Origin of the sequence: Cupriavidus pampae (genome assembly GCF_914271485.1) — a bacterium.
Classification (GTDB): Bacteria; Pseudomonadota; Gammaproteobacteria; order Burkholderiales; family Burkholderiaceae; genus Cupriavidus; species Cupriavidus pampae.
On the sequence record NZ_CAJZAG010000004.1, the window covers coordinates 301045 to 325994 of the forward strand.

Here is a 24950-nt window from a genome sequence, read left to right on the forward strand (position 1 = left end):
CGACAAGGAGAGTTTGCATGCACCATGCCCGTCGTCTGATTGTCCGTTCGGTTCCCGCGCTGATGCTGGCGGTCAGCCTGTCAGCCATGGCCCATCATGGCTGGTCTACCTATGACGACACCAAGCCCATTACCGTCACCGGCAAGGTCGTCGAGAGCCATTACGAGAACCCGCACGCGACCATCCGCGTGGAAGCCGATGGCAAACGCTGGTTCGCGGTGCTCGCGCCGATCTCGCGCATGGAGTCGCGCGGCGCCACCGCCGAGAAGGTGGCCGTTGGCCGGCAGGTGACGTTGGTGGGCTACGCCAGTAAGGAAAAGGCCGATGAAATGCGGGTCGAGCGCATTACGCTCGACGGCAAGACGGTCGAGTTGCGCTAACGGTGGCGGTCTTTGCCGAGGTAGCGGACTGGGCGGCCCAGCTATCGGCGTTGCCGCTGTCGGCAGCGCTGCGTGCCTCGGCATGGGCCTATCCCATCGTCGAGATCTTCCATCTGGCTGGCATGGCGCTGCTGTTCGGTTCGATCGTTGTCGTCGATATGCGTCTGGCCGGCTTCGGCAGGCAACTGCCGGTCACGATATTGCTGCGACATGCGCTGCCGCTCTCGATCATCGGCTTTCTGTTGATCGCGGCGAGCGGCGTACTGCTATTCATGGCGCATGCCGATGAACTGATCGGCAATCGGGCCTTCCTTGCCAAGACCGCGCTCGTGCTGCTCGGACTCGCCAACGCGGCATGGTTCCACGTCGGACCCTATCGTCAACTGCTGCGCCCCGGCAGCGATTGGGAGGCGGGCGGCAGGCCCCCAGCGGGCGCGCGTGCATGTGCGTGGATCTCGCTGTCGACGTGGATACTGGTGATCTGCGCGGGTCGGCTGATTGCCTATATGTAGCTAACGCCGTCAAGTGCCAATTCGCAGAAGTTTGATGTAACGCAAATGATGGCGCATGGTCCCTCAAGGTTCGAGGTGATCGGTCGTTAAGCCGGTACCGACTGATCGATCGATTCTGACACTTCCATGCAAAACGTAAGCATCCGCCACGGCCTGCTGGCAACGCTGGCGATATTCGGCCTTATGCTGATTCTCGGAGCCGCCCTTGGCGTGCTCGAACTGCGCGAGTCGCGCACCTCTCTGGAACGGGCACACCTGGTGGCATCGCGTGCGCTGCTGCTCAATGACGCCTACAAGGACATGATGCGCGCACGTTCGGCGCTGACGCGGGCGTACACGGCCAGCAAGGAGACCGGCACCGTGAGCACCGAAGCCATCGGCAGCGCGGAGAAGTTCATCGCCAAGTCGAAGGAAGAACTGGACGCGTTCGAGAAGGCGGCGCCGTTCGCTGGGCAGGACGCCAGCACGCGCGAGGAGATCATCGCGGTGGCGCGCGGGCATATCGACGCCGGCCAGCGCGCGGTGGAGGCATTGCGCAAGGATGACACCGCGGCTTACACCGCGATCAATGCCAAGGACATCATCGGCTTCGGCACCAAGCATTCGACCGGTGTCGAGCGGTTTCAGCAACTGGCCCTGCGCCTCAATGACGAGGAACTGGCCACGGGCCAGAAACGCTATCAACGCGTGATCGTGCTCGTGATCATCGGCCTGACGCTGTCGGGCGCGCTGATCGTGGCGGTCCACCTTGCGCTGCGCAGCCTCGTGGTGGCGCCGCTGACCAAGGCCTCCGACCTGTTGATGCGCGTGGCGGAGGGCGACCTGACGATGAACGTGCCGAAGGCAGGCAGCAACGAGATCGGGCAGGTGCTCGACGCGCTCGCACGCATGCAGCATGGCCTGACCGAAACCGTGCTGAAGGTGCGCGCGAGTTCCGATGCGGTGACGATCGGCGCGCGCGAGATTGCGGCGGGCAATACGGATCTGTCGTCGCGGACCGAGCAGCAATCGTCGGCGCTCGAGCAGACCGCGGCGAGCATGGAGGAGTTGACCTCGACCGTGAGCAACAATGCCGACAGCGCCTCGCGCGCGAGCGAGCTGGCCAGCAGCGCGGCACAACTGGCCACGCGTGGTGGTGACGTGGTGCGCGGCGTGGTGCAGACCATGAGCGAGATCAATACGAGTTCGCAGAAGATCGTCGATATCATCGGCGTGATCGACGGCATCGCGTTCCAGACCAATATCCTCGCGCTGAACGCGGCCGTCGAAGCGGCCCGCGCGGGCGAGCAGGGCCGTGGCTTTGCGGTGGTGGCTGGCGAAGTGCGCGCGCTGGCGCAGCGTAGCGCCGGTGCTGCCAAGGAGATCAAGGCGCTGATCGATTCGTCGGTCGGCAAGGTCGATGCGGGTAGCGTGCAGGTGGAGCAGGCCGGCAATACGATCGGCGAGATCGTGTCCGAAGTCCGCCGCCTGGCCGACCTCGTCAACGAGATCTCGGCCGCCTCGGGCGAACAGTCGTCGGGCATCGCGCAGGTCAGCTCGGCGGTGTCGCAGATGGAACAGGTCAACCAGCAGAACGCCGCGCTGGTGGAACAGGCCGCCGCAGCCGCGGACTCGCTCGAAGCCCAGGCCAACCAACTGTCGTCCGCGGTGATGACGTTCAAGCTGGCCGCTTAAGACGTCTTTATCCCTCTCCGTCCGGAGAGGGATTCCCCCTTTCCTATCCTCTTCCCGACGCGGTCGCCTTGACCTTTTTCGTCACTGCGTATATCGTAAGATATGTTTTACGATATATGGAGTGGCGAATGCGTCACCATTTACATGCTCACCTTCACAAACTGCGCGCGCACATGATGCATCGCCATGGCGGTTTCTGGAGCGGCGGCGGGGGCCGCAGCGATTGGGATGGCGCCGACGGTGGTGAGGGCTTTGGCGATGATGGCTGGCGGCGTGGGCGCAAGTTCAGTGCGGAAGACCTGCAGTTGCTGCTGCTGTCGCTGCTCGAAGAAAAGCCGTCGCATGGTTACGAGTTGATCAAGGCGCTTGAGACGCGCACCAATGGGTTCTACAAGCCGAGCCCCGGCGTGGTCTATCCCGCGCTGACGTTCCTGGAAGACCTGGGCTACGCCAGCGTCGATGCCGACGGCAACAAGAAGCTGTATCGGATTACCGATACCGGCGTTGCCTATCTGGAAACGCACCGCGAGCGCGTGGCGCTGATGGTCGGCAAGCTGCGCCACGTCGCCAGGAAGATGGACTGGATGCGTCGGGCGATGAGCGGCATGCCGCAACAGGACCCGGAGCAGGGCGGCTGGCTCCCCGAGTTCGTCGAAGCGCGCATGCGCATCAAGCAGGCGCTCGCGCTGGCAACCGATGCCAGCCCCGACGAGCAGCGCCGCATCATCGCGATCCTGGATCGTGCCGCGCGCGAGATCGCGAACAAGGGCTGAGGCGCCGTGGTCCAGCCCATCATTGAAAGAGATTCCTACATGAATGCAATGCGAGATCTGACGGTTCAACGTGTTCGCCATACGCTGCGCATGCGCCTGTTGCAGGTGCTGCGTGTGCGCAAGATGTCGTCGCAGCTGCTGCGCGTGACGCTGGGTGGCCCGGACCTGGCGGACTTTGTGTCGGCATCGTTCGACGACCATATCAAGGTGTTCTTCCCCGCGCCGGGGCAGGAGCAGCCAGTGCTGCCGCAGGTCGGACCGGAAGGCATTACCTTCCCTGAAGGTGCCACGCGGCCGCAGGCGCGTGACTACACGCCGCGCCGCTTCGATCCGGTGGCGCAGGAACTCGATATCGAGTTCGTGCTGCACGGCGATGGGCCCGCATCCACGTGGGCCGCGCAGGCGCAGCCGGGCAAGTATCTCGGAGTGGGCGGCCCGCGTGGCTCGTTCGTGATTCCGCGCGAATACGACTGGCATCTGCTGATCGGCGATGACACCGCGCTGCCGGCCATCGGGCGCCGGCTCGAAGAACTCGGTGCCGGCGCACGCGCGGTGGTCGTGCTCGAGGTCAGCGATGCGGGCTCGCGCATCCCGCTCGTGAACGGTCCGGACATCGAGGTGCACTGGGTCTATCGCGAGGAACGTCCCGAAGGCAGCATGCTGCTGTCCACGCTGCGCTGGGTCAGCCTGCCCGAGGGCGATGGATACGTGTGGGCGGCCGGCGAGGGCGCGGCGATGCGCGACGTGCGCAAGTACCTGGTGGAGGAGCGCGGCATCGACAAGTCGCGTATCCGCGCATCGGCGTACTGGAAGCGCGGCAACGCGGCCGTGCACGAAACCATCGACGATTGATTCGGGTACGTTTGCAGCGCAATGGCGATGGCGTGCGGCTACACTGGCAGCACGCCCTTCGACTGGAGATGCCATGCCGCTGCAGCGCTTTCCCCGTGCCACCCGCTTGCCGCTTGCCTTGGTTGCCGCTTTGATTGTCACCACCGTGATGGGTCTGGCCGCATGCGCGCCGGACTCGGTGCGCAACTTCGAGGCCAAGGGCTTTAACCAATATGTGGACAAGATCCAGAACAGCTGCGCCGACGCGACGCTCGGCACGCATGTTCTCGGCGAATGGCTGCGCTCGGGCAGCGACGACAGCGATAGCGAGTATGTGTACTGGCTGGACCAGACCTCGCGACTGTATTACCAGCGCATCAGCGTGCCGGAGTACCGTTCCTCGATCGAGGCCGCGATGGGCGGCGACAAGGTCAACGCCGACGCGCTCAATTGCATCGTGAAGTTGTTGCCGGCCGATCGGCCATATCGGCCGTCGGGCGTGTTCTGGTGAAAGTGGGAGTTGTGGAAATTCTGATGGCTGCGTAATATCGCTCCACGGTGGCTGAGACAACGGCCACCGACGTCGCTCGGACGGATCCGGGCGCTTACGTTTAGGACACCACCTTCATGACTGCCACTTCCTCTGGCAAGCGCCGCTTTGCGCGCATCGATCGTCTCCCCCCGTACGTCTTCAATATCACCGCCGAGCTCAAGATGGCCGCCCGCCGCCGTGGCGAGGACATCATCGACATGAGCATGGGCAATCCCGATGGCGCGACACCGCCGCATATCGTGGCCAAGCTCGTGGACGCGGCGCAGCGGCCCGACACGCATGGCTATTCGGCGTCGAAGGGGATTCCGCGCCTGCGTCGCGCGATTTCTCACTGGTATCACGACCGCTATGGCGTGGAGATCGATCCCGACACCGAGGCCATCGCGACTATCGGTTCCAAGGAAGGGCTCGCGCATCTGATGCTGGCCACGCTCGATCGCGGCGATACCGTGCTGGTGCCGGACCCGAGCTATCCGATTCATATCTACGGGGCGGTGATCGCCGGGGCCGATATCCGTTCGGTGCCGCTGACCACGGACATCGATTTCTTCGCCGAGCTCGAGCGGGCGATTCGCGGCAGTTATCCCAAGCCGAAGATGATTGTGCTGGGCTTTCCGTCAAATCCGACGGCGGCCTGCGTGGAGCTGGACTTCTTCGAGCGCGTGATTGCGCTGGCGCTCAAGCATGACATCTTTGTCGTGCATGACCTGGCGTATGCGGACATCGTGTTCGATGGCTGGAAGGCGCCGTCGATCATGCAGGTGCCGAGGGCGAAGGAAATCGCGGTGGAGTTTTTCACGCTGTCCAAGAGCTACAACATGGCGGGCTGGCGCATTGGTTTCATGGTCGGCAATCCGGACCTTGTGGCCGCGTTGACGCGCATCAAGAGCTATCACGACTACGGCACGTTCACGCCGTTGCAGGTGGCCGCGATCAGCGCGCTCGAGGGCGATCAGCAATGCGTGAAGGAGATTGCCGCGCAGTACCAGTCGCGGCGCGACGTGCTGGCGCGTGGGCTGATCGAGGCGGGCTGGCCCGTGGAGATTCCGAAAGCGTCGATGTATATCTGGGCGCGGATTCCAGAGGCGTATCGCGCGATGGGTTCGCTTGAATTTGCCAAGCAGCTGCTCGCGAAGGCCAAGGTGTCGGTATCGCCGGGGATTGGGTTTGGCGACTATGGCGATGAGCACGTGCGCTTTGCGCTGATCGAGAACGAATCGCGCATTCGGCAGGCTGTGCGTGGCATCAAGGCGATGTTCCGCGCCGATGGCTTGATCAAGCCGACGACGCCGTAAGCGTCGCGGTTTGAGTTGCCCCTCTCCCTTCGGGAGAGGGGCGCAAGGTTTACTACGCTAGCGCTGGCCGGTCAGGCCGCCAGTCAAGCCACCCACGAGGTTGGTCACGGGTGCCAGCGGGTTTGTACCACCGGTGCCGCCGCCGGTGAGACCACCGGTCAGTCCGCTCACAAGATTCGTCACCGGCGCCAGCGGGCTGGTGCCACCGCTGCCGCCACCGGGCAGCGCACCCGTCAGTCCGCTCACCAGATTCGTCACCGGTGCCAGCGGATTGGTGCCGCCCGTGCCGCCACCGAGGCCACCCGTCAGACCACCCACGAGATTCGTGATGGGCGCCAGCGGGTTGGTACCCGGCGTGCCGCCGGCGGGAGTCAACGCGCCGCCGAGCGCGGCCACCGCGGTGCCCGTGGTCTGCACGATGCCGCCGACTTCCGTGATCACCGGTGCCTGCGTCTGCTTGAGCGTACCGCCCACGTTGTTGACCGCGCCGCCGACCGTGACGAGCAGGTTGTTGAGCGTGGCGCCAAGTCCAGTCGCGCCGCCAATCGTTTGCGTGGCGTTGCCGAGCGCGGCGGTCAACGGCACGATGGCCCGGTTTGCCGTGGTCAGGATCTGATTGACCGGATCGGCCGCAAGCTGCGGTGTGAGGTTGCCGACGAGGTTGCCAGCCTGATTGACGACGGAGCCAACCGGCGCGGTGACCGCGGCCAGCGGACCGGTGCCGAGACCGCTCACGGTATTGCCGACGCTGCTGACCGCACCGCCGACCTGCTCCAGCACGGTCGGACCCGCGGCGCCAGCAGGGCCGGTCGGCCCTTGCGGACCTTGGGATCCGGTCGAGCCGGTCGGTCCTTGCGGACCCTGAGGGCCTTGCGGGCCAGTGGCGCCATCAGGACCCGCAGGGCCAGTGGGACCGGTCGCGCCGGTCTGCCCCGCCGGACCTTGCGCGCCGGTAGCGCCGGTTGCGCCCGTGGAACCTGTCGCACCGGTGGCGCCGGTCGCTCCCGTGGCCCCGGTGGCCCCTGCGGAGCCCGTGGCCCCAGTGGAGCCGGTGGCCCCCGTCGAACCCGTAGCGCCGGTTGCGCCAGCGGTACCGGTCTCCCCGGTGGGACCCGTTGCACCTGCCGGGCCGATCGGCCCGGTGTGATGATGGGAACAGCCGCCCATCAGCAACAGGCTTCCCAACGCGAGCCCGAGCAAGTAGTTTGAATTGCGCACGATGACCTCTCCTTTGTGATGTTCTGCGAGTGCAGCACCTCACAACCGCAACGGCCATGCCCGTGCGCGGGCAGGCCGGAAGCGAGGTCGCGCGATGGCCCGCGATGGACGCGCGGGCCGCGTCGCGGCTGGCTTGCAGGGAGATCGTCGGCGCTTGAAGCGGGCGTGCGAGCACGCGCGAGCGCGCCTTGCGCCGTTACGACATCGTTACCTCGTAACGTCGGTCGTAACGTTTGGACGTAACGCGAGCTTTAAACCGGGTAGCGGTCGGCGCGTCGTCAGACCGTGGTGGTATTGGGCGCGGTGGTGCGGGCCGCGGCGGACGCACCCATCGCGCCGCCGGCAAGTTCGCTCTGCCCGACGGTCCGATTGCGGCCGTCGAGCTTGGCGCGATAGAGCGCGGCATCGGCGCGCGCGGACAGTTGCGCCAGCGTTTCACCGGCCCGCCACGTCGCCACGCCTCCGCTCACCGTGTAATGCACGGTGCTGCCGAGCAAGGTCTCGACCGGATTGGCCGCGGCGCGCGCGCGGATGCGCTCGGCCACATGGCGCGCCTCGGCTTCGCCGGTAGCGGGCAGCAGGATCACGAACTCTTCACCGCCGAGTCGCGCCAGCCGATCGGTCGCGCGAATCTCCTCGGCCGCGACGCGCGCAAACTCTCGCAGCACCGCATCGCCGGCCGCATGGCCCCACGTATCGTTGACGCTCTTGAAGCGATCGATATCGATGATGACGAGCGCGGGCGAGGGACCACCGCGCACCGCGCGCGCGAGTTCGCGCGCGGCCTCGTCTTCATACGCCTTGCGCGAGGCCACACCGGTGAGCGCGTCGGTATTGGCAATGGCCTCGAGCCGGCGTACCAGGCTGTCATGGATCATCAGCACCGCGCCCATCGTCAGCGCGGGCATCACCAGTGCGCCGAGCGTGAGAAACACCACGTTGAGACCTGGCGCGGAAAGACTGTCACCGAGCATCGACATGGCCGCCAGCACACCGCGCGTGGCATGCGCGAGTGCAAAGCCCAGCGCGAACGTGGCGGTGGTCAGGAAATGGCTGGCGGCGCGGTCGCGCGGACGATGCCGGATCAAAGTAAGACTGATGCCCGCGCAGAGCAGCGCATGGAACACGGAGACCAGTGCCACGCGCGCGGAGAAATCATCGACGACGTAGCGCAGTGCGGCGATGCCCACCGCCACGCCGACGGTACCAACGATCAACCAGCGCCATGGCGGCGTGGTCCCGCAGAACCGCTCGGTGCCCGCGTAGAACATGCAGAGTGCCCAGGCCAGCGCGGCATTGGCCACGACGACCGTCAGCACGTCCGGAACCATCCCGCGCAGTGCGAACAGCACCAGTGCCACGGTGGCGATGAGGTTGGCCTGACACCAGTCGCGCACGCCAGGCAGGCCGCAGCGACGCAGCGACCAGACGATGGCCAGCATCATGGCGCCAAGCGCCGCGGTGATGACCAGCAGGGCGAGCGGAGCCGACATCGGCGTTACGTCCTCGGATAGCAGCGGCAGCGGGCGCTCGGGAAGCGGCCGCGCCAGGTTGTGCGGGTCGAAAGCGTAATGATACGCGGCCCCGCGCATGCCGCATGGGCGCGAGCATGGATGCGAAAAGCACAACGCCCCGCCGGAGGGGCGGGGCGTTGCGCGACAGGAGGGGACAGCGGCGTTCAGTCGATACGCGCGCCGGAACTCACGACCACGGGCTTCCACCGTTGATTCTCGCTGAGCACGAACTTGCTGAAGGCATCGGGCGAGAGCCGCATGGCATCGGCACCCTGCTGCGCGAGCTTGCTCTTGACCTCGGCCTTGCCGAGCGCGGTGACGACGGCGCCGTTGAGCTTGGCCAGCACGTCCTTCGGCACACCCTTGGCCGCGAACAGGCCAAACCATGCGCCGGTCTCCACGCCGGACACGCCGGCCTCGGCCATGGTCGGTACATCGGGCAGCGTGCCAGTGCGCTGCTTCGAGGCCACGGCCAGCACGCGCAGGGTACCGCCGCGGATGTGGGAGATCACCGACGGCAGTGTCGCGAACATGAACTGCACGCGTCCGGCCAGCAGATCGTTGAGCGCATCCGCGCCCTTGTACGGCACGTGCGTGGTCTGCACGCCGGCGCGCTCGTTGAACAGCACGCCGGACAAATGCGCGGCCGTGCCGACGCCAGTGGAGCTGAAGTTCAGCGTGTTCGGATGCGCCTTCGCGTAGGCGACCAGTTCCTTCACCGATTTGACCGGCAGCGAAGTCGGTACCACCAGCACGTTGGGCACATCGGCCATCGGCGCCACCGGCGTGAGTTCGGTCAGCGGATTGACCTTGAGCTTGCTATACAGCGAGGGATTGATGGCGATCGGACCGACCGACGTGGCCAGCAGCGTGTAGCCATCCGGCTCGGTGCGGCTGACGATTTCCGTGCCGATGTTGCCGCCCGCGCCGGGGCGATTCTCGACCACCACGCTCTGGCCGAGCGTCAGCGACATTTCGGCGGCGACCTCGCGCGCGAGGATGTCGGTGGTGCCGCCCGCGGTGAACGCGACGACCATGCGAATGGGTTTGGTGGGGAAGCTGCCTTGTGCGAGGGCCGCCGTTGCGGCGCAGCAAAGCAGCGTGCCAACGGCGACGCGCCGTATGATCGTATGCATGAGGTTGTCTCCGATGTTCGAAATTTTCTAATGAACATCATAAGGAGACATGCGGCCTCAGCTATGAAAAAAGAGAAACGCTGCGTTCATGGTGTCGTCGCGTGCAATGTATCCAACAAGGCGGCAAACTGATGCGGGTAATCCCGCGGTCTCTCGCTGTGCATGCCCTCAGCGCGGACGCTGGAAATGCTGCTCCATCGCGGCGCAGTGCGCGAGGTACTCGAGCAATTGCGCGGTGGCCCCGGGCAGGCTGTCGCGATCGCGCACGCATACGTGGAACTCGCGCACGGCCCATTCGTCGTTGAGCGTCAGCAGCGACAGCCCCATCATCTGCAGATAGTTCTTGGCGATCCCCTCGGGCACCACCGCGATACCAAGGCCTTCGCGCACCATGCGGCAACGCGCCTCGAAGTTCGAGACCTGTGTCTTGATCGTGAGCGGGCGCGAGATCGTGCCCGACACCAGCGTCAGGAACTGATCGAACGTATGGCGCGGGAAATAGCCGAGAAAATCGTAGTCGAGCGCCTCTTCCAGCCGCAGCGAGCCTTTGGCCTCGAGCGGATGGCCGCGCGGCACCACCAGGCCCACGCGATCCTTGCGATAGGGCAGCGAATACACACCGGGGCTCGGGCTGCGCGCATGATAGATGCCGATATCGGCGTCTCCGTTGGACACCATGCGTGGGATATCGAAGCTGAACGCTTCCATCAGGTCGATGCGCGCCTCAGGTACCCGCTTGAGAAAGCCGCTGATATCGGTGGGCAGGAATTGCAGCACGGTAGAGCGGTTCGACGCCAACCGAATCTTGGCCGTGCCGTCGGTGGAAAAGCTCGTGAGCGCGTCCTGGGCCAGCTGTACGCTGCGCACGATGGCCTTGGCGCGTTGGTAGAGCATCGCGCCGGCGGGCGTGGGTTCCACGCCGCGGCCGTGGCGGCGCAGCAGGGCGGTGCCGGCGCGGCGTTCGAGCTCGGCAATGCGCTTGCTGGCTGCGGACGTCACGAGGTTCTCGCGTTCGGCCGCGCGCGAGAGGCTTTTCTCCTCGACGGCGGCAATCAGGATCAGGAGCGAGGGAATGTCCATGGGGGAGAGCGACAGTAACGGTGGCAGCGTGCGCAGTATGCACCTTGTGGCCGAACTGATGGAATCCCGCGGAATCTCGCGAGCTTTCTCCAAAAGTCAAAGCTGGCCCGTGCGGCGTGCCTAACATGGGAAGCATTCCAGCTAGCCGACGGGCGCCGCAGACGCCCGCACCACGAGGAGCACCACCCATGATCATCGAAGATTTTGCCGCTTATGTTGGACGCGAAGCGTCGTCGCGATTGCCGGATGCCGCACTGCATCATGCGCGCCGCGCGGTCGTCGACTGGTTCGCCGCGCTGTTGGCCGGCGTGCAGATCGCGCCGGGTCAGCAATTGGTGGCCGCGCATCGCGAAGAACTCGGCGTGGGCCGCTCGACCATCATCGGTCACGGCACGCATGCGTTTCCCGCGCTGGCGGCATGGATCAACGGCAGCACCTCGCATGCGGCCGAGTTCGACGACATCTTCCGCGACGCGGTGTATCACCCGGGCTGCCCGACCATCGCGGCGGCTCTGGCGTTGGCCGAACAGGTGGATGCGACCGGCACCGACTTTCTGCGCGCGGTGATCGCGGGCTATGAAGTGTCGACGCGCATCGGCGCCGCGATTCAACCCGCGCACTATCGCTTCTTCCACACCACCGGCACGGTCGGCTGCTTCGGCGCGGCCGCGGCCGGCGCATTGCTGGTGGCGCCCGGCAATGCGCGCGTGGCAGCCGACGCGATGGCCACGGCGGCAACGTTCGCCTCGGGGCTGCAACAGGCGTTCCGCTCCGATGCCATGACCAAGGCGCTGCATGCCGGCCATGCCGCGCAAGTGGGCGTGCAGGCCGCGCAGGCCGCCGCGCATGGCGTCAACGGTGTGTACAACATCCTCGAGGGCGATGCCGGCTTCGGCGCCGCGCTGTGTGGCAAGCCGGACTGGGATGGCGTGACGCAAGGGCTTGGCACCGACTACAACGTGACGCGCATCACGCAGAAGAATCACGGTTGCTGCGGGCATACGTTTGCCGCGATCGATGCGGCCCAGCAATTGGTGCGCGACCACGCGCTCGATCCCGCCCGCATCGCGGCGGTGCGCGTGGCCACGTATCAGGTGGCCCTCGACGTTACCGGCAATTTCAACCCTACCACCGCGTTCGAGGCGCGCTTCAGCCTGCCTTACGTGGTGGCGCACGGCATCCTGCGTGGTGCAGTGCGGCTCGATGCGTTCCAGCCCGAGCGCATGGTCGACGCGCAGATTCGTCAGTTGATGACGAAGGTCTCGCTGACGGCCGATGCGGAGCTGACCGCCGCGTTTCCGCGTCAGCGCGCCGCGCGCGTGGAGATCGAGATGGTCGACGGCGCGTGTCACACGTACTTCGCACCGTATCGCAAGGGCGATCCCGAAGCGCCGCTCGACGACGCGACGCTGGCTGACAAGTTCATGGAGTTGAGCGCGCCGGTGCTTGGCGCCGGTCCGGCCGCACGGCTGCTCGATGCGTTGTGGCAGCTCGACGACCGTCCCGTGCGCGCGCTCGGGCTGTCCGCCCTGAAAGCCGGCTGAGCGCTCTCCCTCACGCCTGCTCCCCTCCACCCTGCACCCATCTTCCTTCGGGAGAGGGGCGGGGTTGAGGGCAACTCACGCCCGCACTCCGAACACCATTTCTTCATGACCAAGACGACTCCTTACGCCACCGGCGCCGCGCTAGCCCAAGCCCTGTTCACGCCCCAGCGCATTGCGCTGGTCGGTGCCTCCGCCGATGAGAGCAAGAACACCGCGCGCCCGCTGCGCTTTATGCGCAAGCATGGCTATCAGGGCACGATTTATCCGATCAATGCAGGTCGCGCGGAGGTCATGGGCCTACAGGCCTATCCGCGCGTTGCTGACCTTCCCGAGACCATCGACCACGCGTTCGTGATGGTGCCCGGACGCCAGGTGCCTGAAGTGCTCGAGCAGTGCGCCGAGCGCGGGGCAAGCGTGGTGACGGTGTTCTCGGATGGTTTTGCCGAGCTCGGTGGCGACGGCGTGGCCGCGCAGGCCGCATTGGCGGCACGCGCGCGCGAGCTTGGCGTGCGCCTGCTCGGGCCGAACAGCATCGGCGTGGTCGATGTGCACAGCGGCGCGATTCTTTCGGTCAATGCTGTGCTCGAGATGGATTCCCTGCGCGCCGGGGGCATCAGCGTGGTGTCGCAGAGCGGCTCGATGCTCGGCGCGTTGCTGTCGCGCGGCGCCGCGCGTGGGCTCGGTTTTGCCAAGCTGGTGTCGGTGGGCAATGAGAGCGATATCGGCGTGGGCGAGCTCGTCGATGTGCTGGTGGACGACGCGGCCACGGAAGTCATCCTGCTGTTTCTCGAAACCATTCGCGATGCTGCCGTGCTGGGTCCCGCGCTGCGTCGTGCGCGGGCCGCGGGCAAGCCGGTGCTGGTCTACAAGCTGGGCCGTTCGGCGCAGGGCGAAGCATTGGCGCAATCGCATACGGGTGCGCTGGCGGGCAACGACGCCGCCGTTGATGCATTCCTGCGCAAGCATGGCGCGATGCGCGTGGAGTTTCTGGAGGCGCTGTTCGAACTGGCGCCACTGGCGCGCCGTTATGCAAAGACGGTGCCCGTGCTCGACCGCCATCCGCGCATTGCGGTGGTCACGACCACTGGCGGCGGTGCCGCGACCGTGGTCGATCGGCTCGGTCTGGCCAATGTGGATGCCGTGGCGCCGCCCGATGCGTTTATCGCGCAGATGGCCGCGCGCGACGTCAAGATTCGCCAGACCCCGATCATCGACCTCACGCTGGCGGCGACCAGCGCGCAATACCAGGATCTGGTCGAGCAGATCCTCGAGAGCGACTGGTGCGATGCGGTGCTGTGCGTGGCGGGTTCGTCCGCGCAGTTCCATCCACAATTGGCGGTGCGTCCGATCGTAGAGGCGTCGGCGGTGTCGCATCGCACTGGCAAGCCGTTGCTGGCGTTTCTCGCGCCGGAGGCCACGCAGTCGCTCGATCTGCTGCAGGCCGCGGGCGTGCCGGCGTTCCGCACACCCGAGAGCTGCGCCGATGCGCTGGCATGTCTGTTCCGCGCGGCGCGGTCACGCGATGCCGTGACGGCCACGCCCGCACCGATCGTGTGGCCGCGGGGGTTGCCGACCACCGGTGATTTGTCCGAGTTCGAGGCCGCGAAGGTGTTTGCGGCGGCAGGCGTGCCGATCGCACCGATGGCGCTCGTCAGCGAGACCTCGCTCGCGCATGCGGTGCCGTATCCGGTGGTGGCCAAGATCTGCTCGCGCGACATTCTGCACAAGACCGAGGTCGGCGGCGTGAAGGTCGGCGTGCGCGACAACGCCGAGCTCGAGAGCGCGGCGGACCAGCTGTTCGCCAACGTACGCGGCGCGGTGCCCGAGGCGCGCATCGACGGCATTCTCGTGCAGCGCATGGAGAGCCGGCTGCTGGAGTTGATGCTCGGCTACCGCAACGATCCGCTGGTTGGCCCGATCGTGATGTTGAGTGCCGGCGGCGTGACCGCGGAGCTGCATCGCGACGTGAGCCTGCGTCCCGCGCCGGTCACGCTGGCCGAAGCCCACGAGATGATCGGCGAGGTCCGCTCGACCCAGTTGATCCGCGGCTTCCGCGGACTGCCGCGTGGCGATGTGGATGCACTGGCGCGAACCATCGTGGCGTTCTCCAACCTCTCGGCGGTCACGGAGGTGACAATCGCCGAAGCGGAAGTGAATCCGCTGTTCGTGCGCGAGGACGGTGTGGTGGGCGTGGACTGTGTGGTGAGGGTGGGCTGAGGCAGCAGCCATCTCGGCGTCAAAAGAACCCCATAAACCTGCCCATGATCGGCGACAGCATCCCCGCGCGATGCGCCATCAATACGCGGCTGTCCGCGTCGGGGCCGATCAGCGGTAGGTACGTCACGCCCGGAATGCCGGTGCGCGCATAGATCTCGGGCAGTACCGCCACGCCCGCGCCGCTGGCCACGAGGCCGATGATCGTGGTGGCTTCGCGGGCTTCCTGCACCGTGCGGGGCGCAAAGCCCGCGCGGTTGCAGAGCGTGGTCACATGGTCGAACAGACCGCAGCCCAGCCCGCGGGGAAACAGCAGGAAGGACTCGCCCGACAGGTCGGCGATATCAATCCCCCCCGCGATTCCCTGCGCGGGTCCCCCCGCATGCCCGGTATCGCGTGCGAGCGGGTGCCACGTTGGCACCACCACCACAAGGCGGTCGGCCAGCACCTCTCTGACGGCGATCGTGGGCGGCGGCCGGAACTGTGGCGAGGGCCGCAGGAAGCCGACGTCGATCTCCCCTTGTTCGATCTGCTGCAGTTGCTGGCCCGTGGACATATGCACGAGCTCCAGCATCGCGTTGCGATGCGCTTCGCGAAAGCGCTGGAACGCGCGCGGAAACGCGTCGTGCATCGGCACCGACGCGGTGAACGCCACGCGGATCTCGCCGGTCTCGCCGCTGGCCACCTGCTTCACCACATCGCGCGCCTCGTCGAGGTTGGCCAGGGCCGCGCGCGCCTTCTCCAGAAACAGGCTGCCCGCGGCGGTCAGCGAGACTTTATGCCGCGTGCGTTCCAGCAGCGGACTGCCCAACTCGTCCTCTAACGCCTTGATTTGAATCGAAAGTGGCGGCTGGCTGACGTGCAGCTTGCGTGCGGCTTCACTAAAGCTGAGCGCCTCGGCGACGGCAACGAAATAACGCAGTTGGCGGAAATCCATGATGGGGGCGGCTTGCAGGCCGGTGAGGGCCGAGCGGTTGGTTGGTTATAGCGAATCGCAATAACCAGCACGTCGAAAACATATTAGACACTATCACGATCGGTGCCGAGAATGCATGCACAAGCACAACAATGAGGCATCCCATCATGCAACGCAGCAGTTCCCACGCACCTTCGCAAGCCCGCCGCACCATCGTGGCCGGTCTGATGGCAGGCCTTGCCGCCGCGCTGTCGTTCACCGGCGTGGCCGCACAGGCCCAGGACGCTTACCCCAATCACCCGATTCGCCTGATCGTGCCTTACGCCGCGGGCGGCGCGGTGGATATCGTGGCCCGTGCCGTGGGCCACAAGATGAGCGAGACGCTCAAGCAGCCGATCATCGTGGACAACCGTCCCGGCGCAAGCACCAATATCGGGCTCGATATGGCCGCGAAGGCCCCGGCGGATGGCTACACGATCCTGATGGCGTCGAACAGCCTGGCCACCAACGCCGCGCTGTTCAGCAAGCTGTCGTTCAACCCGGCCACGGACTTTGCGCCGGTGGCGCGCATCGGCGAGGCCTCGCTGGTGATCGTGGTGCCGGGCAAGTCGAAGATCCAGTCGCTCAAGGAACTGATCGCGCAGGCCAAGGCACAGCCGGGCAAGCTCGCGTACGCGTCGGCCGGCAACGGTAGCTCGGGCCATCTGGCAGGCGAGCAGTTCAAGGAAGTGGCCGGCATCGACGTGCTGCACGTACCGTACAAGGGCGGTTCGCCCGCGATTACCGATCTGCTCGGCGAGCGCATCAACTTCATGCCGATCAACCCGCTTGAAGTGATCACGCATATCAAGGCCGGCACGCTGCGTCCGCTCGCGGTGGCCAGCGGCAAGCGCTCGGCCCAGTTGCCGAACGTGCCGACCTCGCGCGAGGAAGGCGTGCCGAACTTCAACGCGTCGGTGTGGTGGGGCCTGATCGCGCCGGCCAAGACGCCGGCACCGATCGTCAAGCAGCTGAACGCCGCGGCCAATGCGGCGCTGGCCGACGCCGAAGTGCGCAAGCAGCTCGAGCAGCTGGGCGTGACGATCGTGTCCGGTACGCCCGAGGCGTTCGGCCAGTTCATCCGCAGCGAGACGACGACCTGGGCTGGCGTGATCCGCAAGGCCAACATCACGGCCGACTGATTATCCGCCGAGCGTCATGCGCGCGCGTTGGCTGGTGCCAGGCGCGCGTCCCTTATCCGTACCCAATCCGTTCCGAGCATGTCCAAGATCCAAGCCAAGCCTTCCATCCTTGTTGTGAGCGCACACGCGGCAGACTTTGTCTGGCGCGCGGGTGGCGCCGTGGCGCTGTATGCCGAGCGTGGTTATCACGTGCGCATTGTTTGCCTGTCGTTTGGCGAGCGCGGTGAGTCCGCCAAGATGTGGCGCCAGACCGGTATGACGATGGATCGCGTCAAGGCTGCACGTCGCGAGGAAGCGGAGCGCGCGGCCACGATCCTCGGCGGCACGCTCGAGTGCTTCGACCTCGGCGACTATCCGATGCGGGTTCCCGATGAAGCGCTGCTGCGGCTGGCGGATATCTATCGCGAGTTGCGCCCGGAATTCGTGTTGAGCCATTCGCGCGAAGACATCTACAACTTCGATCACCCGCTGGCGACGCATGTAGCGCAGGAAGCGCGGGTCATTGCGCAGGCACATGGCTACAAGCCCGAAGTGCCGGTGATCGGCGCGCCGCCAGTGTTTCTGTTCGAGCCGCATCAGCCCGAGCAGTGCAACTGGAAGCCCGATGTGCTGCTGGATATCTCGTCGGTATGGGAGAAGAAGCAGCGCGCGTTCACGACAATGGCCGCGCAGGAGCATCTGTGGGAGTACTACACGCGGGTCGCACTGCAGCGTGGGGCGCAGGCCACGCGCAACTCCGATCGCAAGATCCAGTATGGCGAAGGCTATGCCCGCGTGTTTCCGATGGTTAGCGAGGTGCTGGCATGAAGACGATTGCCTATCGCAATATCCTGCGTGCCGAGGCGCGTCATATCGAAGTGCTGGGTGCGGCTGGCGTGGCCACCGTGCACGAGGCGCAGCGTCGTACCGGTTTGATGAAGCCGTATATGCGACCGATTCAATCGGGTGTGGCGATCGCGGGCAGCGCGGTGACCGCGCTGATGCATCCCGGCGACAACTGGATGATTCACGTCGCGGTAGAGATGATTCAGCCGGGCGACGTGCTCGTGGTGGCGCTGACCAGCGACTGCACGGACGGCTTTTTTGGTGACCTGCTGGCGACGTCGCTGAAGGCGCGCGGCGCGCGCGGGCTGATCATCGAGGGTGGGGTGCGCGATGTGTCGGTGCTGAACCAGATGGGCTTCCCGGTGTGGTCGCGTGCGATCTCCGCGCAGGGTGCGGTCAAGGAGACCGTGGGTGCGGTCAACGTGCCAGTGGTTTGCGCGGGCGCGAACGTGCGGCCGGGCGATGTGATCGTGGCGGACGACGACGGTGTGGTGGTGGTGGCGCGGCCGGCGGCGGAAGATATCGCGAAGAAGGCGGCGGCACGCGAGGCGCTGGAGGCATCGAAGCGCGACATGCTGGCCTCCGGAGTACTGGGCCTGGATATGTACGACATGCGCCCGGCGCTGGCCGCGAAGGGCCTGGTTTATTCGGACCACACGGTGGATTGGTACAGCGGCGCTGACGAAGCCTGAGGTGGCCTCTCCCCCGGTGCCCCCTGCCTGATCTGGTATAAGGTGGCGCACAGGGGAGAGACATGGAACTGCGCCAGCTTCAATACTTCGTACGCGTCGTCGAACTCGGCAGCATGAGCCGGGCAGCGCTCGAGCTCGACATGGTGCAATCGGCCATCAGCCAGCAGATCAGCCGGCTCGAGAGTGAATTGTCCACACGCCTGCTGCGCCGTGCGCCACATGGCGTGACGCCGACCGAGGCGGGGCTCGCGTTTTTTCACGAAGCGCAGCTCACGCTCAGGCATGCGGAACAGGCCAAGCGTGCCGCGCACCAGGCGCGACTGTCCGGTACCGTCAGCGTGGGGCTTGCGCCCACCACCGCATCGGTGATCGGCGTACCGCTGATGCGCGCGATGCGCGAGCGCTATCCCGATGTGCGCCTGCACATGGTGGAAAGTCTCTCCGGCCATCTGACCGCGATGCTCAACGCGCGCCAGCTCGACCTCGCGGTGCTGTTCGACACCAACGCCGCGCGACGCTGGACCGTGATGCCGCTGCTCGAGGAAACCTTGTTCCTGATCCGCTCGCGCGCGGCGTTGCCACAGGGCCGCGCTGACCCGCCGACACGCCTTTCGATCGTCGACCTCGCCGAGATCCCGCTGATCATGCCTACCGGTCTGCACGGCCTGCGCAGCACGCTCGATGGCGCGTTCGCGCGCGCGCAGGTGGTGCCGAGCGTGGTGCAGGAAGTGGACTCGCTTGCGATGCTGATGGATGCGGTGGACATGGGCTTCGGCGCCACGCTGCAACCATGGGCCGCGGTCGGTCGCTACCCCGACGCGGAACAACGCTTCCACCTCGCGCAGATCGACGACCCCAACGTCGGTCGCCAGAACCTGCTCTGCAGCCTCTCCGACGACGAACTCTCCCCGGCCGCGCTCGCCCTGCGCGTGGTGCTGGCCGACACCGCCCGCAGCCTGGTCCGCTCCGGCGGCTGGCACGGCGCCCGCCTGCTGGACGCATAGCGTTTTCTTGAGGTCGATCGCAGCCACAAGCTTAGGGCCGCCTGGGTATCACAAATCGTGATGCCCCCATGCCGGGCAGGGGATTAGCACGGGGAAGCGTGACCGGTACAGTTCCGGCACGCTTCCATAAGATTAGAACTGTGTTCCCAATCCCCACTCAAGCCATGAAGGACGTCCGGCCATGATCGACGTTCTTGTCATTGGCGGCGGTAACGCCGCATTGTGCGCGGCCCTGATGGCCCGCGAGGCTGGTGCCAGCGTGATGCTGCTGGAGTCCGCACCGCGCGAATGGCGCGGCGGCAATTCGCAGCACACGCGCAATCTGCGCTGCATGCATGACGCGCCGCAGGACGTGCTGATCGACGCCTATCCGGAAGAGGAATTCTGGCAGGACCTGCTCAAGGTCACCGGCGGCATTACCAACGAACATCTGGCACGGCTCGTGATCCGCGCGTCGTCGAACTGTCGCGACTGGATGCGCAAGCACGGCGTGCACTTCCAGCCGCCGCTGTCGGGCGCGCTGCATGTGGCGCGCACCAATGCGTTCTTCATGGGTGGCGGCAAGGCGCTGGTCAATGCGTACTATCGCAGCGCCGAAGACCTCGGCGTGCAGATTCGCTACAACGCGCCGGTCGATGCGATCGAGCTCGATGGCGACCGCTTCGTGGCCGCGCGCATCGGGGGCGAGCGCATCGAGGCACGCGCCTGCGTGCTGGCCGCAGGCGGCTTCGAATCGAACCGCGAATGGCTGCGCGAGGCCTGGGGCCAGAACGAGCGCGGCGAATGGCCGGCCGACAACTTCCTGATCCGCGGCACGCGTTTCAATATGGGCGTGCTGCTCAAGTACATGATCGAGGCCGGCGCCGATGCGATCGGCGATCCATCGCAGTCCCACTGCGTGGCGATCGACGCGCGCGCGCCGTTGTATGACGGCGGCATCTGTACGCGCATCGACTGCGTGTCGCTGGGCGTGGTGCTCAACAACAAGGCGGAGCGCTTCTACGACGAGGGCGAGGACTTCTGGCCCAAGCGCTACGCGATCTGGGGGCGTCTGGTGGCACAGCAGCCGAACCAGATCGGCTACTCGATCATCGACGCCAAGGCGGTTGGCCGCTTTATGCCACCGGTGTTCCCGGGCGTCACCGCCAACACGCTGCCCGAACTCGCGCGCAAGCTTGGCCTCGACGAGGCCACGTTCATGCGCACCATCAACGAATACAACGCCGCCTGCCGCGTCGGCAAGTTCGACCACACGGTGCTCGACGACTGCCATACCGAAGGCGTCACGCCGGCCAAGACGCACTGGGCACGCCCGCTCGACACCGCGCCGTTCTACGGCTACGCGCTTCGTCCCGGCATCACGTTCACGTATCTGGGCCTCAAGGTCAACGACCGCGCCGCCGTGCACTTTGACGGCCAGCCGAGCCAGAACCTGTTTGTCGCCGGGGAAATGATGGCCGGCAACGTGCTCGGCAAGGGCTATACGGCCGGGGTCGGCATGTCGATCGGCACCACGTTTGGCCGCATCGCCGGCACGGAAGCCGCTCACGCAGCGGCGGCGGTAAAGGCAGGGAAGGCAGGCAACACGACTGCCCGCTCCAGCAAAGCATCACAGGACATCGAGCATGCAACATCTTGAAGCGCTGACGCGCGAGGCCGCGGCGCTGGGCGAGGGCGCGCTGACGCTGGCCGGCACCCTGACCGCCGACGAGAGCGAAGTCGCCCGCACGCTGCAGATCTGCAACGCGTGCCGCTACTGCGAAGGCTTCTGCGCGGTGTTCCCCGCGATGACGCGTCGCCTGGAGTTCGGCAAGGCCGACCTTCACTATCTGTCCAACCTGTGCCACAACTGCGGCGCGTGCTTCCACGCGTGCCAGTACGCACCACCGCACGAATTCGCGGTCAATATCCCGCAGGCCATGGCCAAGGTGCGCGTGCAGACGTACGGCGACTACGCGTTTCCGGCGGCGCTCGGCGGCCTCTATCGCCGCGCGGGCCTGACCACCGCGCTCGCGCTGGCGGTGGGGCTCGCGTTGTTCCTGCTGATGGTGCTCGGCATGCGCGGCACGCTGCTGCACGAGCCGCTGGCCGGCAATTTCTATGCGATCTTCCCGCACAACCTGCTGGCCGCGATGTTCGGCGTGGTGTTCGGGTTCGCGGTGCTGGCGCTTGGCATCGGTGTCACGCGCTTCTGGCGACAGGTCTCGCCGGGCGAGCGTCCGGACGATGCGCGCGGCGCCGCGATCGGTGGTGCCGCTCATGACGCGCTGCGCTTGAAGTACCTGGACGGCGGGCACGGCCAAGGCTGCAACAATGACGACGACGCATTCACGCTCGCGCGCCGCAAGTTTCACCATTTCACGTTCTACGGCTTCATGCTGTGCTTCGCGGCCACCGCGGTGGCCACGCTGTATCACTATCTGCTGGACCTGCACGCGCCGTATCCGTTCTTCAGTTTGCCAGTGTTGCTGGGCACCGCGGGCGGCATTGGCCTGCTGATCGGCCCGGCCGGACTGCTGTGGCTGAACATGCGCCGCGACCCGCGCACGATGGATCTCGAACAACGCCCGATGGACCGTGGCTTTATCGCGCTGCTGCTGCTGACCAGCGCGAGCGGTCTCGCGCTGCTCGCGTTCCGCGATACCTCGGCGATGGCCGCGCTGCTGGCAATCCACCTTGGCATTGTCATGGCGCTGTTCCTGACGCTGCCGTATGGCAAATTCGCGCACGGCATCTTCCGTAGCGCCGCGCTGCTCAAGTGGAATATCGAGAAGCGCCGGCCCAGCGATCTGGCGCTTGGCTCTGATTGAACTAGATAGAAACCAAAGGAGATCCACCATGACGAAACCCGGCGTACTGAACATCCCGTCGATGCGCGACCGCTGCACCGAGGCGGAATGGAAAGCGCGCGTGGACCTGGCCGCCTGCTACCGGCTCGTGGAGCTGTATGGCATGGCCGACATGATGGCCAACCATATCTCGGCGCGCGTGCCCGATGAAGATGGCGCGTTCCTGATCAATGCGTACGGCATGATGTACGAGGAGATTACCGCGTCGAGCCTGATCAAGGTGGACCACGCGGGCACGATCCTGTCGAAGCCGGACTTCGGCGATCTGAACTACGGCGTCAACAAGGCGGGCTACGTGATTCACAGCGCCGTGCACCACGCGCGCCCCGAAGTGGCCTGCGTGATCCACACGCATAGCTGGGCCTCGATGGCGATCTCCTCGCTCGAGCATGGCCTGCAGCCGCTGACGCAGACCGCGATGCGCTTTCTGAAGATTGGCTACCACGACTATCAGGGCGTGGTGCTGGACACCGCCGAGCAGGAATCGCTGATCGCCGACCTTGGCACCGGCGAGGCGCTGATCCTGCGCAACCACGGCGCGCTGACCGTCGGCAACACCGTTGGCGAAGCGTTCAACTGGATGCATCGGCTGGAGCTGTCGTGCCGCGCGCAGATTGGCGCGCTGGCGTGCGGTTCGCCTCTGCAGAAGGTTCCGCAGGACGTGCTGGAAGCCACGTGGAACAACTACCAGCCCGGCACGCGCCGTCCGTACGGCGTGATGGAGTGGCCCGCGCTGCTGCGCAAGCTCGACCGCCTCGACCCTAGCTATCGGGATTGAGGTTCCTCGCTCCCTCACGGGAGCGAAGTCGCGGGAACGGGTAAATACAAATACGAGAGACAAGCAATGAACAGAAGACGCATGCTGGCGCAGATGCTGGCAATCGGCGCAGCCCCCATGATCATGACCTCTGCGCGCGCGCAGGGACTGCCCAACAAGCCGTTCACGCTGATCGTGCCGTTCGCGCCGGGAGGCAACCTCGACGTGGTGGCGCGCGCCGTCGCGCCCGCGCTCGAGCAGCATCTTGGCCGCAACGTGATCGTCGACAACCGCCCCGGCGCGGGCGGCGTGATTGGCGCGAGCGCGGTGGCGCGTGCCGATGCCGATGGCTCGATGCTGCTGGTGACCACGCCCAACGCGATCGTCGTGCTGCCACGCATGACCAAGACCAACTACAAGCTCGCGAGCTTCGCCCCGGTCGGTCTGGTGTCGACCACCGCGCTGGTGATCGTGGTCAAGGGTAACGATACGCGCTTCAAGGACGTACGCGCGTTGCTCGACTTCGCCAAGGCCAATCCGGGCAAAGTGGCCTCGGGTCACGCGGGTCCGGGCACGACCAACCATATGGCCACGCTGCAGCTCGAGGACGCTGCCGGCATCAAGCTGAATCAGGTGCCGTACAAGGGCTCGGCGCCCGCGCTGGTGGACCTGCTCGGTGGCCAGATCGACATGGTGGTGGACCAGCTGACGAGTTCGGCGCCGCATATCCAGTCGGGCGCGCTGCGCGCCATCGCGGTGATGTCGCGCGATCGCGATCCTTCGTTGGCCAACGTGCCGACGCTGCGTGAATCGGGTCTGGCCAATTTCGATGCGACCACGGCGACCACGCTGCTCGCGCCGTCCGGCACGCCCGCGGCCGTGGTGGAGACCATCAATACGGCGCTGCGCAAGGCGCTGGCCGAGGAGCAGGTCAAGAAACGCCTGCTGACCGTGGGCAGCATTGCGCGATCCTCGACGTCGAAGGAAGTGGCGGACCGGCTTGCGCAGGAAGACGCGCGCGCGCAGACGCTGGCCGCTTCCGGCCGCCTGAAGGCCGCCGAGTGAGCCACACGCATTTGCATACGGATACCTTTTCATGACACGCCCCTGCCTGCCCGTACCGGAACACCTCACCGCCCCCGCCTTCCGCGCGCCGGCTGGTGCCTGCGACAGCCATGCGCATGTGTTCGGCCCATACCACCGCTTTCCGCTGGCCGACGATCGCAGCTACACGCCGGCCGCGTATCCGGCCGACGCGTTCGTTGCGCATCTGGACCAGCTCGGCCTTGAACGCGGCGTGCTGGTGACCGCGAGTGCGAGCGGCACTGGCGTTGGCAATGCGGTGGTGCTCGACGCGCTGCGCAAGTATCCAACGCGTCTGCGCGGGATTGCGGTACCCGCGCCGGACACGACGGACAAGGACCTCGACGCCTGGCACGCGGCCGGTGTCCGCGGCGCGCGCTTCAACCTGTATCAGGTGGATGGCCACGCGGTCTATCGCAATGGCGCCGGCATCGACGTGCTGGAAGCCATCGCGCCACGTCTGCGCGAGCGGGGCTGGCATGCGCAGATCTGGATTCATGCGCCAGACCTCGTGGAGATGGGCCCGCGCCTGAAGAAGCTCGGCATCCCGCTGGTCGTGGACCATATGGGCCGCATGGCCACCACGCGTGGCGTAAATGATCCGGGCTTCCAGGCCTTGTGCGCGTTGCTCGCGGAAGGCGCCGCATGGACCAAGATCTCCGGCGCCGACCGGCTGGCGCCCGGTGCCGGTACCGGTGCTACGCCATACGCTTCGGTCGATCCATTTGCCACGGCGCTGCTCGCGGCCAATCCGGATCAGGTGGTGTGGGGCTCGGACTGGCCGCATATCAACTACTTCGATCCCGCGCATATGCCCGATGACGGCGTGCTGTTCAACCTGCTGGCGCGGTGGTTGCCCGACGCGGCGCTGCGCGAGCGTGTGCTGGTCACGAACCCGGCGAGGCTGTACGACTTCTGA

General features: G+C 66.1%; 23 protein-coding genes. 18 read left to right on the plus strand and 5 right to left on the minus strand.

Features of this window, described 5'->3' with window-relative positions; all coding sequences use genetic code 11:
- The first annotated feature begins 17 nt into the window (after positions 1-17).
- From LDO41_RS12165 to alaC, 7 genes are all read left to right on the plus strand, one after another.
- Positions 18-380: a DUF6152 family protein gene (locus LDO41_RS12165; protein ID WP_223988330.1), complete on the plus strand. Its 363-nt coding sequence runs from the start codon at positions 18-20 to the stop codon at positions 378-380.
- A gap of 2 nt (positions 381-382) precedes the next feature.
- The gene (locus LDO41_RS12170; protein WP_223988332.1) at positions 383-892 is read left to right on the plus strand and encodes a hypothetical protein; all 510 of its coding nucleotides are present in this window, start codon (positions 383-385) and stop codon (positions 890-892) included.
- Positions 893-1018: 126 nt separating this feature from the next.
- Positions 1019-2566, plus strand: a complete 1548-nt coding sequence (locus tag LDO41_RS12175) for a methyl-accepting chemotaxis protein (protein ID WP_223988341.1) — start codon at positions 1019-1021, stop codon at positions 2564-2566.
- Between the two features lie 116 nt (positions 2567-2682).
- Positions 2683-3339 (plus strand): PadR family transcriptional regulator, encoded by a 657-nt coding sequence (locus LDO41_RS12180; RefSeq protein ID WP_377741594.1) that lies wholly within the window; start codon positions 2683-2685, stop codon positions 3337-3339.
- A 39-nt stretch (positions 3340-3378) separates the two neighbouring features.
- Positions 3379-4191 carry a siderophore-interacting protein gene (locus LDO41_RS12185; RefSeq protein ID WP_223988345.1) on the plus strand — a complete coding sequence of 271 codons (813 nt, stop codon included), beginning with the start codon at positions 3379-3381 and terminating at the stop codon, positions 4189-4191.
- Between the two features lie 73 nt (positions 4192-4264).
- Positions 4265-4681, plus strand: coding sequence for a hypothetical protein (locus LDO41_RS12190; RefSeq protein ID WP_223988347.1), 417 nt, complete (start codon positions 4265-4267; stop codon positions 4679-4681).
- Between the two features lie 116 nt (positions 4682-4797).
- Positions 4798-6018 carry an alanine transaminase gene (gene alaC, locus LDO41_RS12195; RefSeq protein WP_223988349.1) on the plus strand — a complete coding sequence of 407 codons (1221 nt, stop codon included), beginning with the start codon at positions 4798-4800 and terminating at the stop codon, positions 6016-6018.
- 57 nt (positions 6019-6075) lie between these two features.
- On the opposite strand, the gene LDO41_RS12200 is transcribed toward alaC, so the two are convergent.
- The 4 genes from LDO41_RS12200 to LDO41_RS12215 form a co-directional block, all read right to left on the minus strand.
- The gene (locus tag LDO41_RS12200) at positions 6076-7236 is read right to left on the minus strand and encodes a collagen-like triple helix repeat-containing protein (RefSeq protein ID WP_223988351.1); all 1161 of its coding nucleotides are present in this window, start codon (positions 7234-7236) and stop codon (positions 6076-6078) included.
- A gap of 278 nt (positions 7237-7514) precedes the next feature.
- Complete coding sequence (locus LDO41_RS12205) at positions 7515-8729, minus strand: GGDEF domain-containing protein (RefSeq protein ID WP_223988360.1); 1215 nt, start codon at positions 8727-8729, stop codon at positions 7515-7517.
- 185 nt (positions 8730-8914) lie between these two features.
- Positions 8915-9886, minus strand: coding sequence for a Bug family tripartite tricarboxylate transporter substrate binding protein (locus LDO41_RS12210; RefSeq protein ID WP_223988362.1), 972 nt, complete (start codon positions 9884-9886; stop codon positions 8915-8917).
- Positions 9887-10054: 168 nt separating this feature from the next.
- Entirely contained in the window at positions 10055-10966 is a 912-nt protein-coding gene (locus LDO41_RS12215) for a LysR family transcriptional regulator (RefSeq protein ID WP_223988364.1), read from the minus strand.
- A 188-nt stretch (positions 10967-11154) separates the two neighbouring features.
- Between LDO41_RS12215 and LDO41_RS12220 the strand changes: the two genes are divergently transcribed.
- Both LDO41_RS12220 and LDO41_RS12225 read left to right on the plus strand, forming a co-directional pair.
- A complete protein-coding gene (locus tag LDO41_RS12220; protein ID WP_223988366.1) occupies positions 11155-12510 on the plus strand; it encodes an MmgE/PrpD family protein in 1356 nt (451 codons plus the stop codon).
- A gap of 105 nt (positions 12511-12615) precedes the next feature.
- Positions 12616-14727 (plus strand): acetate--CoA ligase family protein, encoded by a 2112-nt coding sequence (locus LDO41_RS12225; RefSeq protein ID WP_223988368.1) that lies wholly within the window; start codon positions 12616-12618, stop codon positions 14725-14727.
- Positions 14728-14746: 19 nt separating this feature from the next.
- On the opposite strand, the gene LDO41_RS12230 is transcribed toward LDO41_RS12225, so the two are convergent.
- Positions 14747-15661 (minus strand): LysR substrate-binding domain-containing protein, encoded by a 915-nt coding sequence (locus LDO41_RS12230; protein WP_223988371.1) that lies wholly within the window; start codon positions 15659-15661, stop codon positions 14747-14749.
- A 146-nt stretch (positions 15662-15807) separates the two neighbouring features.
- On the opposite strand from LDO41_RS12230, the gene LDO41_RS12235 reads away from it, so the two are divergent.
- The 9 genes from LDO41_RS12235 to LDO41_RS12275 all read left to right on the plus strand — a co-directional run bounded on the left by LDO41_RS12235 (position 15808) and on the right by LDO41_RS12275 (position 24950).
- Positions 15808-16821, plus strand: a complete 1014-nt coding sequence (locus LDO41_RS12235) for a tripartite tricarboxylate transporter substrate binding protein (RefSeq protein ID WP_223988373.1) — start codon at positions 15808-15810, stop codon at positions 16819-16821.
- Positions 16822-16899: 78 nt separating this feature from the next.
- Positions 16900-17628, plus strand: a complete 729-nt coding sequence (locus LDO41_RS12240) for a PIG-L deacetylase family protein (RefSeq protein ID WP_223988375.1) — start codon at positions 16900-16902, stop codon at positions 17626-17628.
- On the plus strand, positions 17625-18338 hold the full coding sequence (locus tag LDO41_RS12245; protein ID WP_223988377.1) for a 4-carboxy-4-hydroxy-2-oxoadipate aldolase/oxaloacetate decarboxylase: 714 nt from the start codon (positions 17625-17627) through the stop codon (positions 18336-18338). The genes LDO41_RS12240 and LDO41_RS12245 overlap by 4 nt, the downstream gene beginning before the upstream one ends.
- 62 nt (positions 18339-18400) lie before the next feature.
- Positions 18401-19342 carry a LysR family transcriptional regulator gene (locus tag LDO41_RS12250; RefSeq protein ID WP_223988379.1) on the plus strand — a complete coding sequence of 314 codons (942 nt, stop codon included), beginning with the start codon at positions 18401-18403 and terminating at the stop codon, positions 19340-19342.
- Between the two features lie 181 nt (positions 19343-19523).
- A complete protein-coding gene (gene tcuA, locus LDO41_RS12255) occupies positions 19524-20981 on the plus strand; it encodes an FAD-dependent tricarballylate dehydrogenase TcuA (protein ID WP_223988381.1) in 1458 nt (485 codons plus the stop codon).
- Positions 20968-22152, plus strand: coding sequence for a tricarballylate utilization 4Fe-4S protein TcuB (gene tcuB / locus LDO41_RS12260; protein WP_223988383.1), 1185 nt, complete (start codon positions 20968-20970; stop codon positions 22150-22152). The genes tcuA and tcuB overlap by 14 nt, the downstream gene beginning before the upstream one ends.
- A 28-nt stretch (positions 22153-22180) precedes the next feature.
- Positions 22181-22969, plus strand: coding sequence for a class II aldolase/adducin family protein (locus tag LDO41_RS12265; protein ID WP_223988385.1), 789 nt, complete (start codon positions 22181-22183; stop codon positions 22967-22969).
- Between the two features lie 66 nt (positions 22970-23035).
- Entirely contained in the window at positions 23036-24013 is a 978-nt protein-coding gene (locus LDO41_RS12270) for a Bug family tripartite tricarboxylate transporter substrate binding protein (RefSeq protein ID WP_223988387.1), read from the plus strand.
- A gap of 31 nt (positions 24014-24044) precedes the next feature.
- A complete protein-coding gene (locus tag LDO41_RS12275; RefSeq protein ID WP_223988390.1) occupies positions 24045-24950 on the plus strand; it encodes an amidohydrolase family protein in 906 nt (301 codons plus the stop codon).

Coding starts and splice junctions, on each gene's coding strand:
- LDO41_RS12245 (WP_223988377.1), top strand. CDS start 17,625: ATGAAGACGATTGCCTATCGCAATATCCTGCGTGCCGAGGCGCGTCAT.
- tcuA (WP_223988381.1), top strand. CDS start 19,524: ATGATCGACGTTCTTGTCATTGGCGGCGGTAACGCCGCATTGTGCGCG.
- tcuB (WP_223988383.1), top strand. CDS start 20,968: ATGCAACATCTTGAAGCGCTGACGCGCGAGGCCGCGGCGCTGGGCGAG.
- LDO41_RS12270 (WP_223988387.1), top strand. CDS start 23,036: ATGAACAGAAGACGCATGCTGGCGCAGATGCTGGCAATCGGCGCAGCC.
- LDO41_RS12215 (WP_223988364.1), bottom strand. CDS start 10,966: ATGGACATTCCCTCGCTCCTGATCCTGATTGCCGCCGTCGAGGAGAAA.
- LDO41_RS12175 (WP_223988341.1), top strand. CDS start 1,019: ATGCAAAACGTAAGCATCCGCCACGGCCTGCTGGCAACGCTGGCGATA.
- LDO41_RS12265 (WP_223988385.1), top strand. CDS start 22,181: ATGACGAAACCCGGCGTACTGAACATCCCGTCGATGCGCGACCGCTGC.
- LDO41_RS12230 (WP_223988371.1), bottom strand. CDS start 15,661: ATGGATTTCCGCCAACTGCGTTATTTCGTTGCCGTCGCCGAGGCGCTC.
- alaC (WP_223988349.1), top strand. CDS start 4,798: ATGACTGCCACTTCCTCTGGCAAGCGCCGCTTTGCGCGCATCGATCGT.
- LDO41_RS12235 (WP_223988373.1), top strand. CDS start 15,808: ATGCAACGCAGCAGTTCCCACGCACCTTCGCAAGCCCGCCGCACCATC.
- LDO41_RS12190 (WP_223988347.1), top strand. CDS start 4,265: ATGCCGCTGCAGCGCTTTCCCCGTGCCACCCGCTTGCCGCTTGCCTTG.
- LDO41_RS12185 (WP_223988345.1), top strand. CDS start 3,379: ATGAATGCAATGCGAGATCTGACGGTTCAACGTGTTCGCCATACGCTG.
- LDO41_RS12165 (WP_223988330.1), top strand. CDS start 18: ATGCACCATGCCCGTCGTCTGATTGTCCGTTCGGTTCCCGCGCTGATG.
- LDO41_RS12275 (WP_223988390.1), top strand. CDS start 24,045: ATGACACGCCCCTGCCTGCCCGTACCGGAACACCTCACCGCCCCCGCC.
- LDO41_RS12210 (WP_223988362.1), bottom strand. CDS start 9,886: ATGCATACGATCATACGGCGCGTCGCCGTTGGCACGCTGCTTTGCTGC.
- LDO41_RS12240 (WP_223988375.1), top strand. CDS start 16,900: ATGTCCAAGATCCAAGCCAAGCCTTCCATCCTTGTTGTGAGCGCACAC.
- LDO41_RS12220 (WP_223988366.1), top strand. CDS start 11,155: ATGATCATCGAAGATTTTGCCGCTTATGTTGGACGCGAAGCGTCGTCG.
- LDO41_RS12225 (WP_223988368.1), top strand. CDS start 12,616: ATGACCAAGACGACTCCTTACGCCACCGGCGCCGCGCTAGCCCAAGCC.
- LDO41_RS12250 (WP_223988379.1), top strand. CDS start 18,401: ATGGAACTGCGCCAGCTTCAATACTTCGTACGCGTCGTCGAACTCGGC.
- LDO41_RS12180 (WP_377741594.1), top strand. CDS start 2,683: ATGGAGTGGCGAATGCGTCACCATTTACATGCTCACCTTCACAAACTG.
- LDO41_RS12205 (WP_223988360.1), bottom strand. CDS start 8,729: ATGTCGGCTCCGCTCGCCCTGCTGGTCATCACCGCGGCGCTTGGCGCC.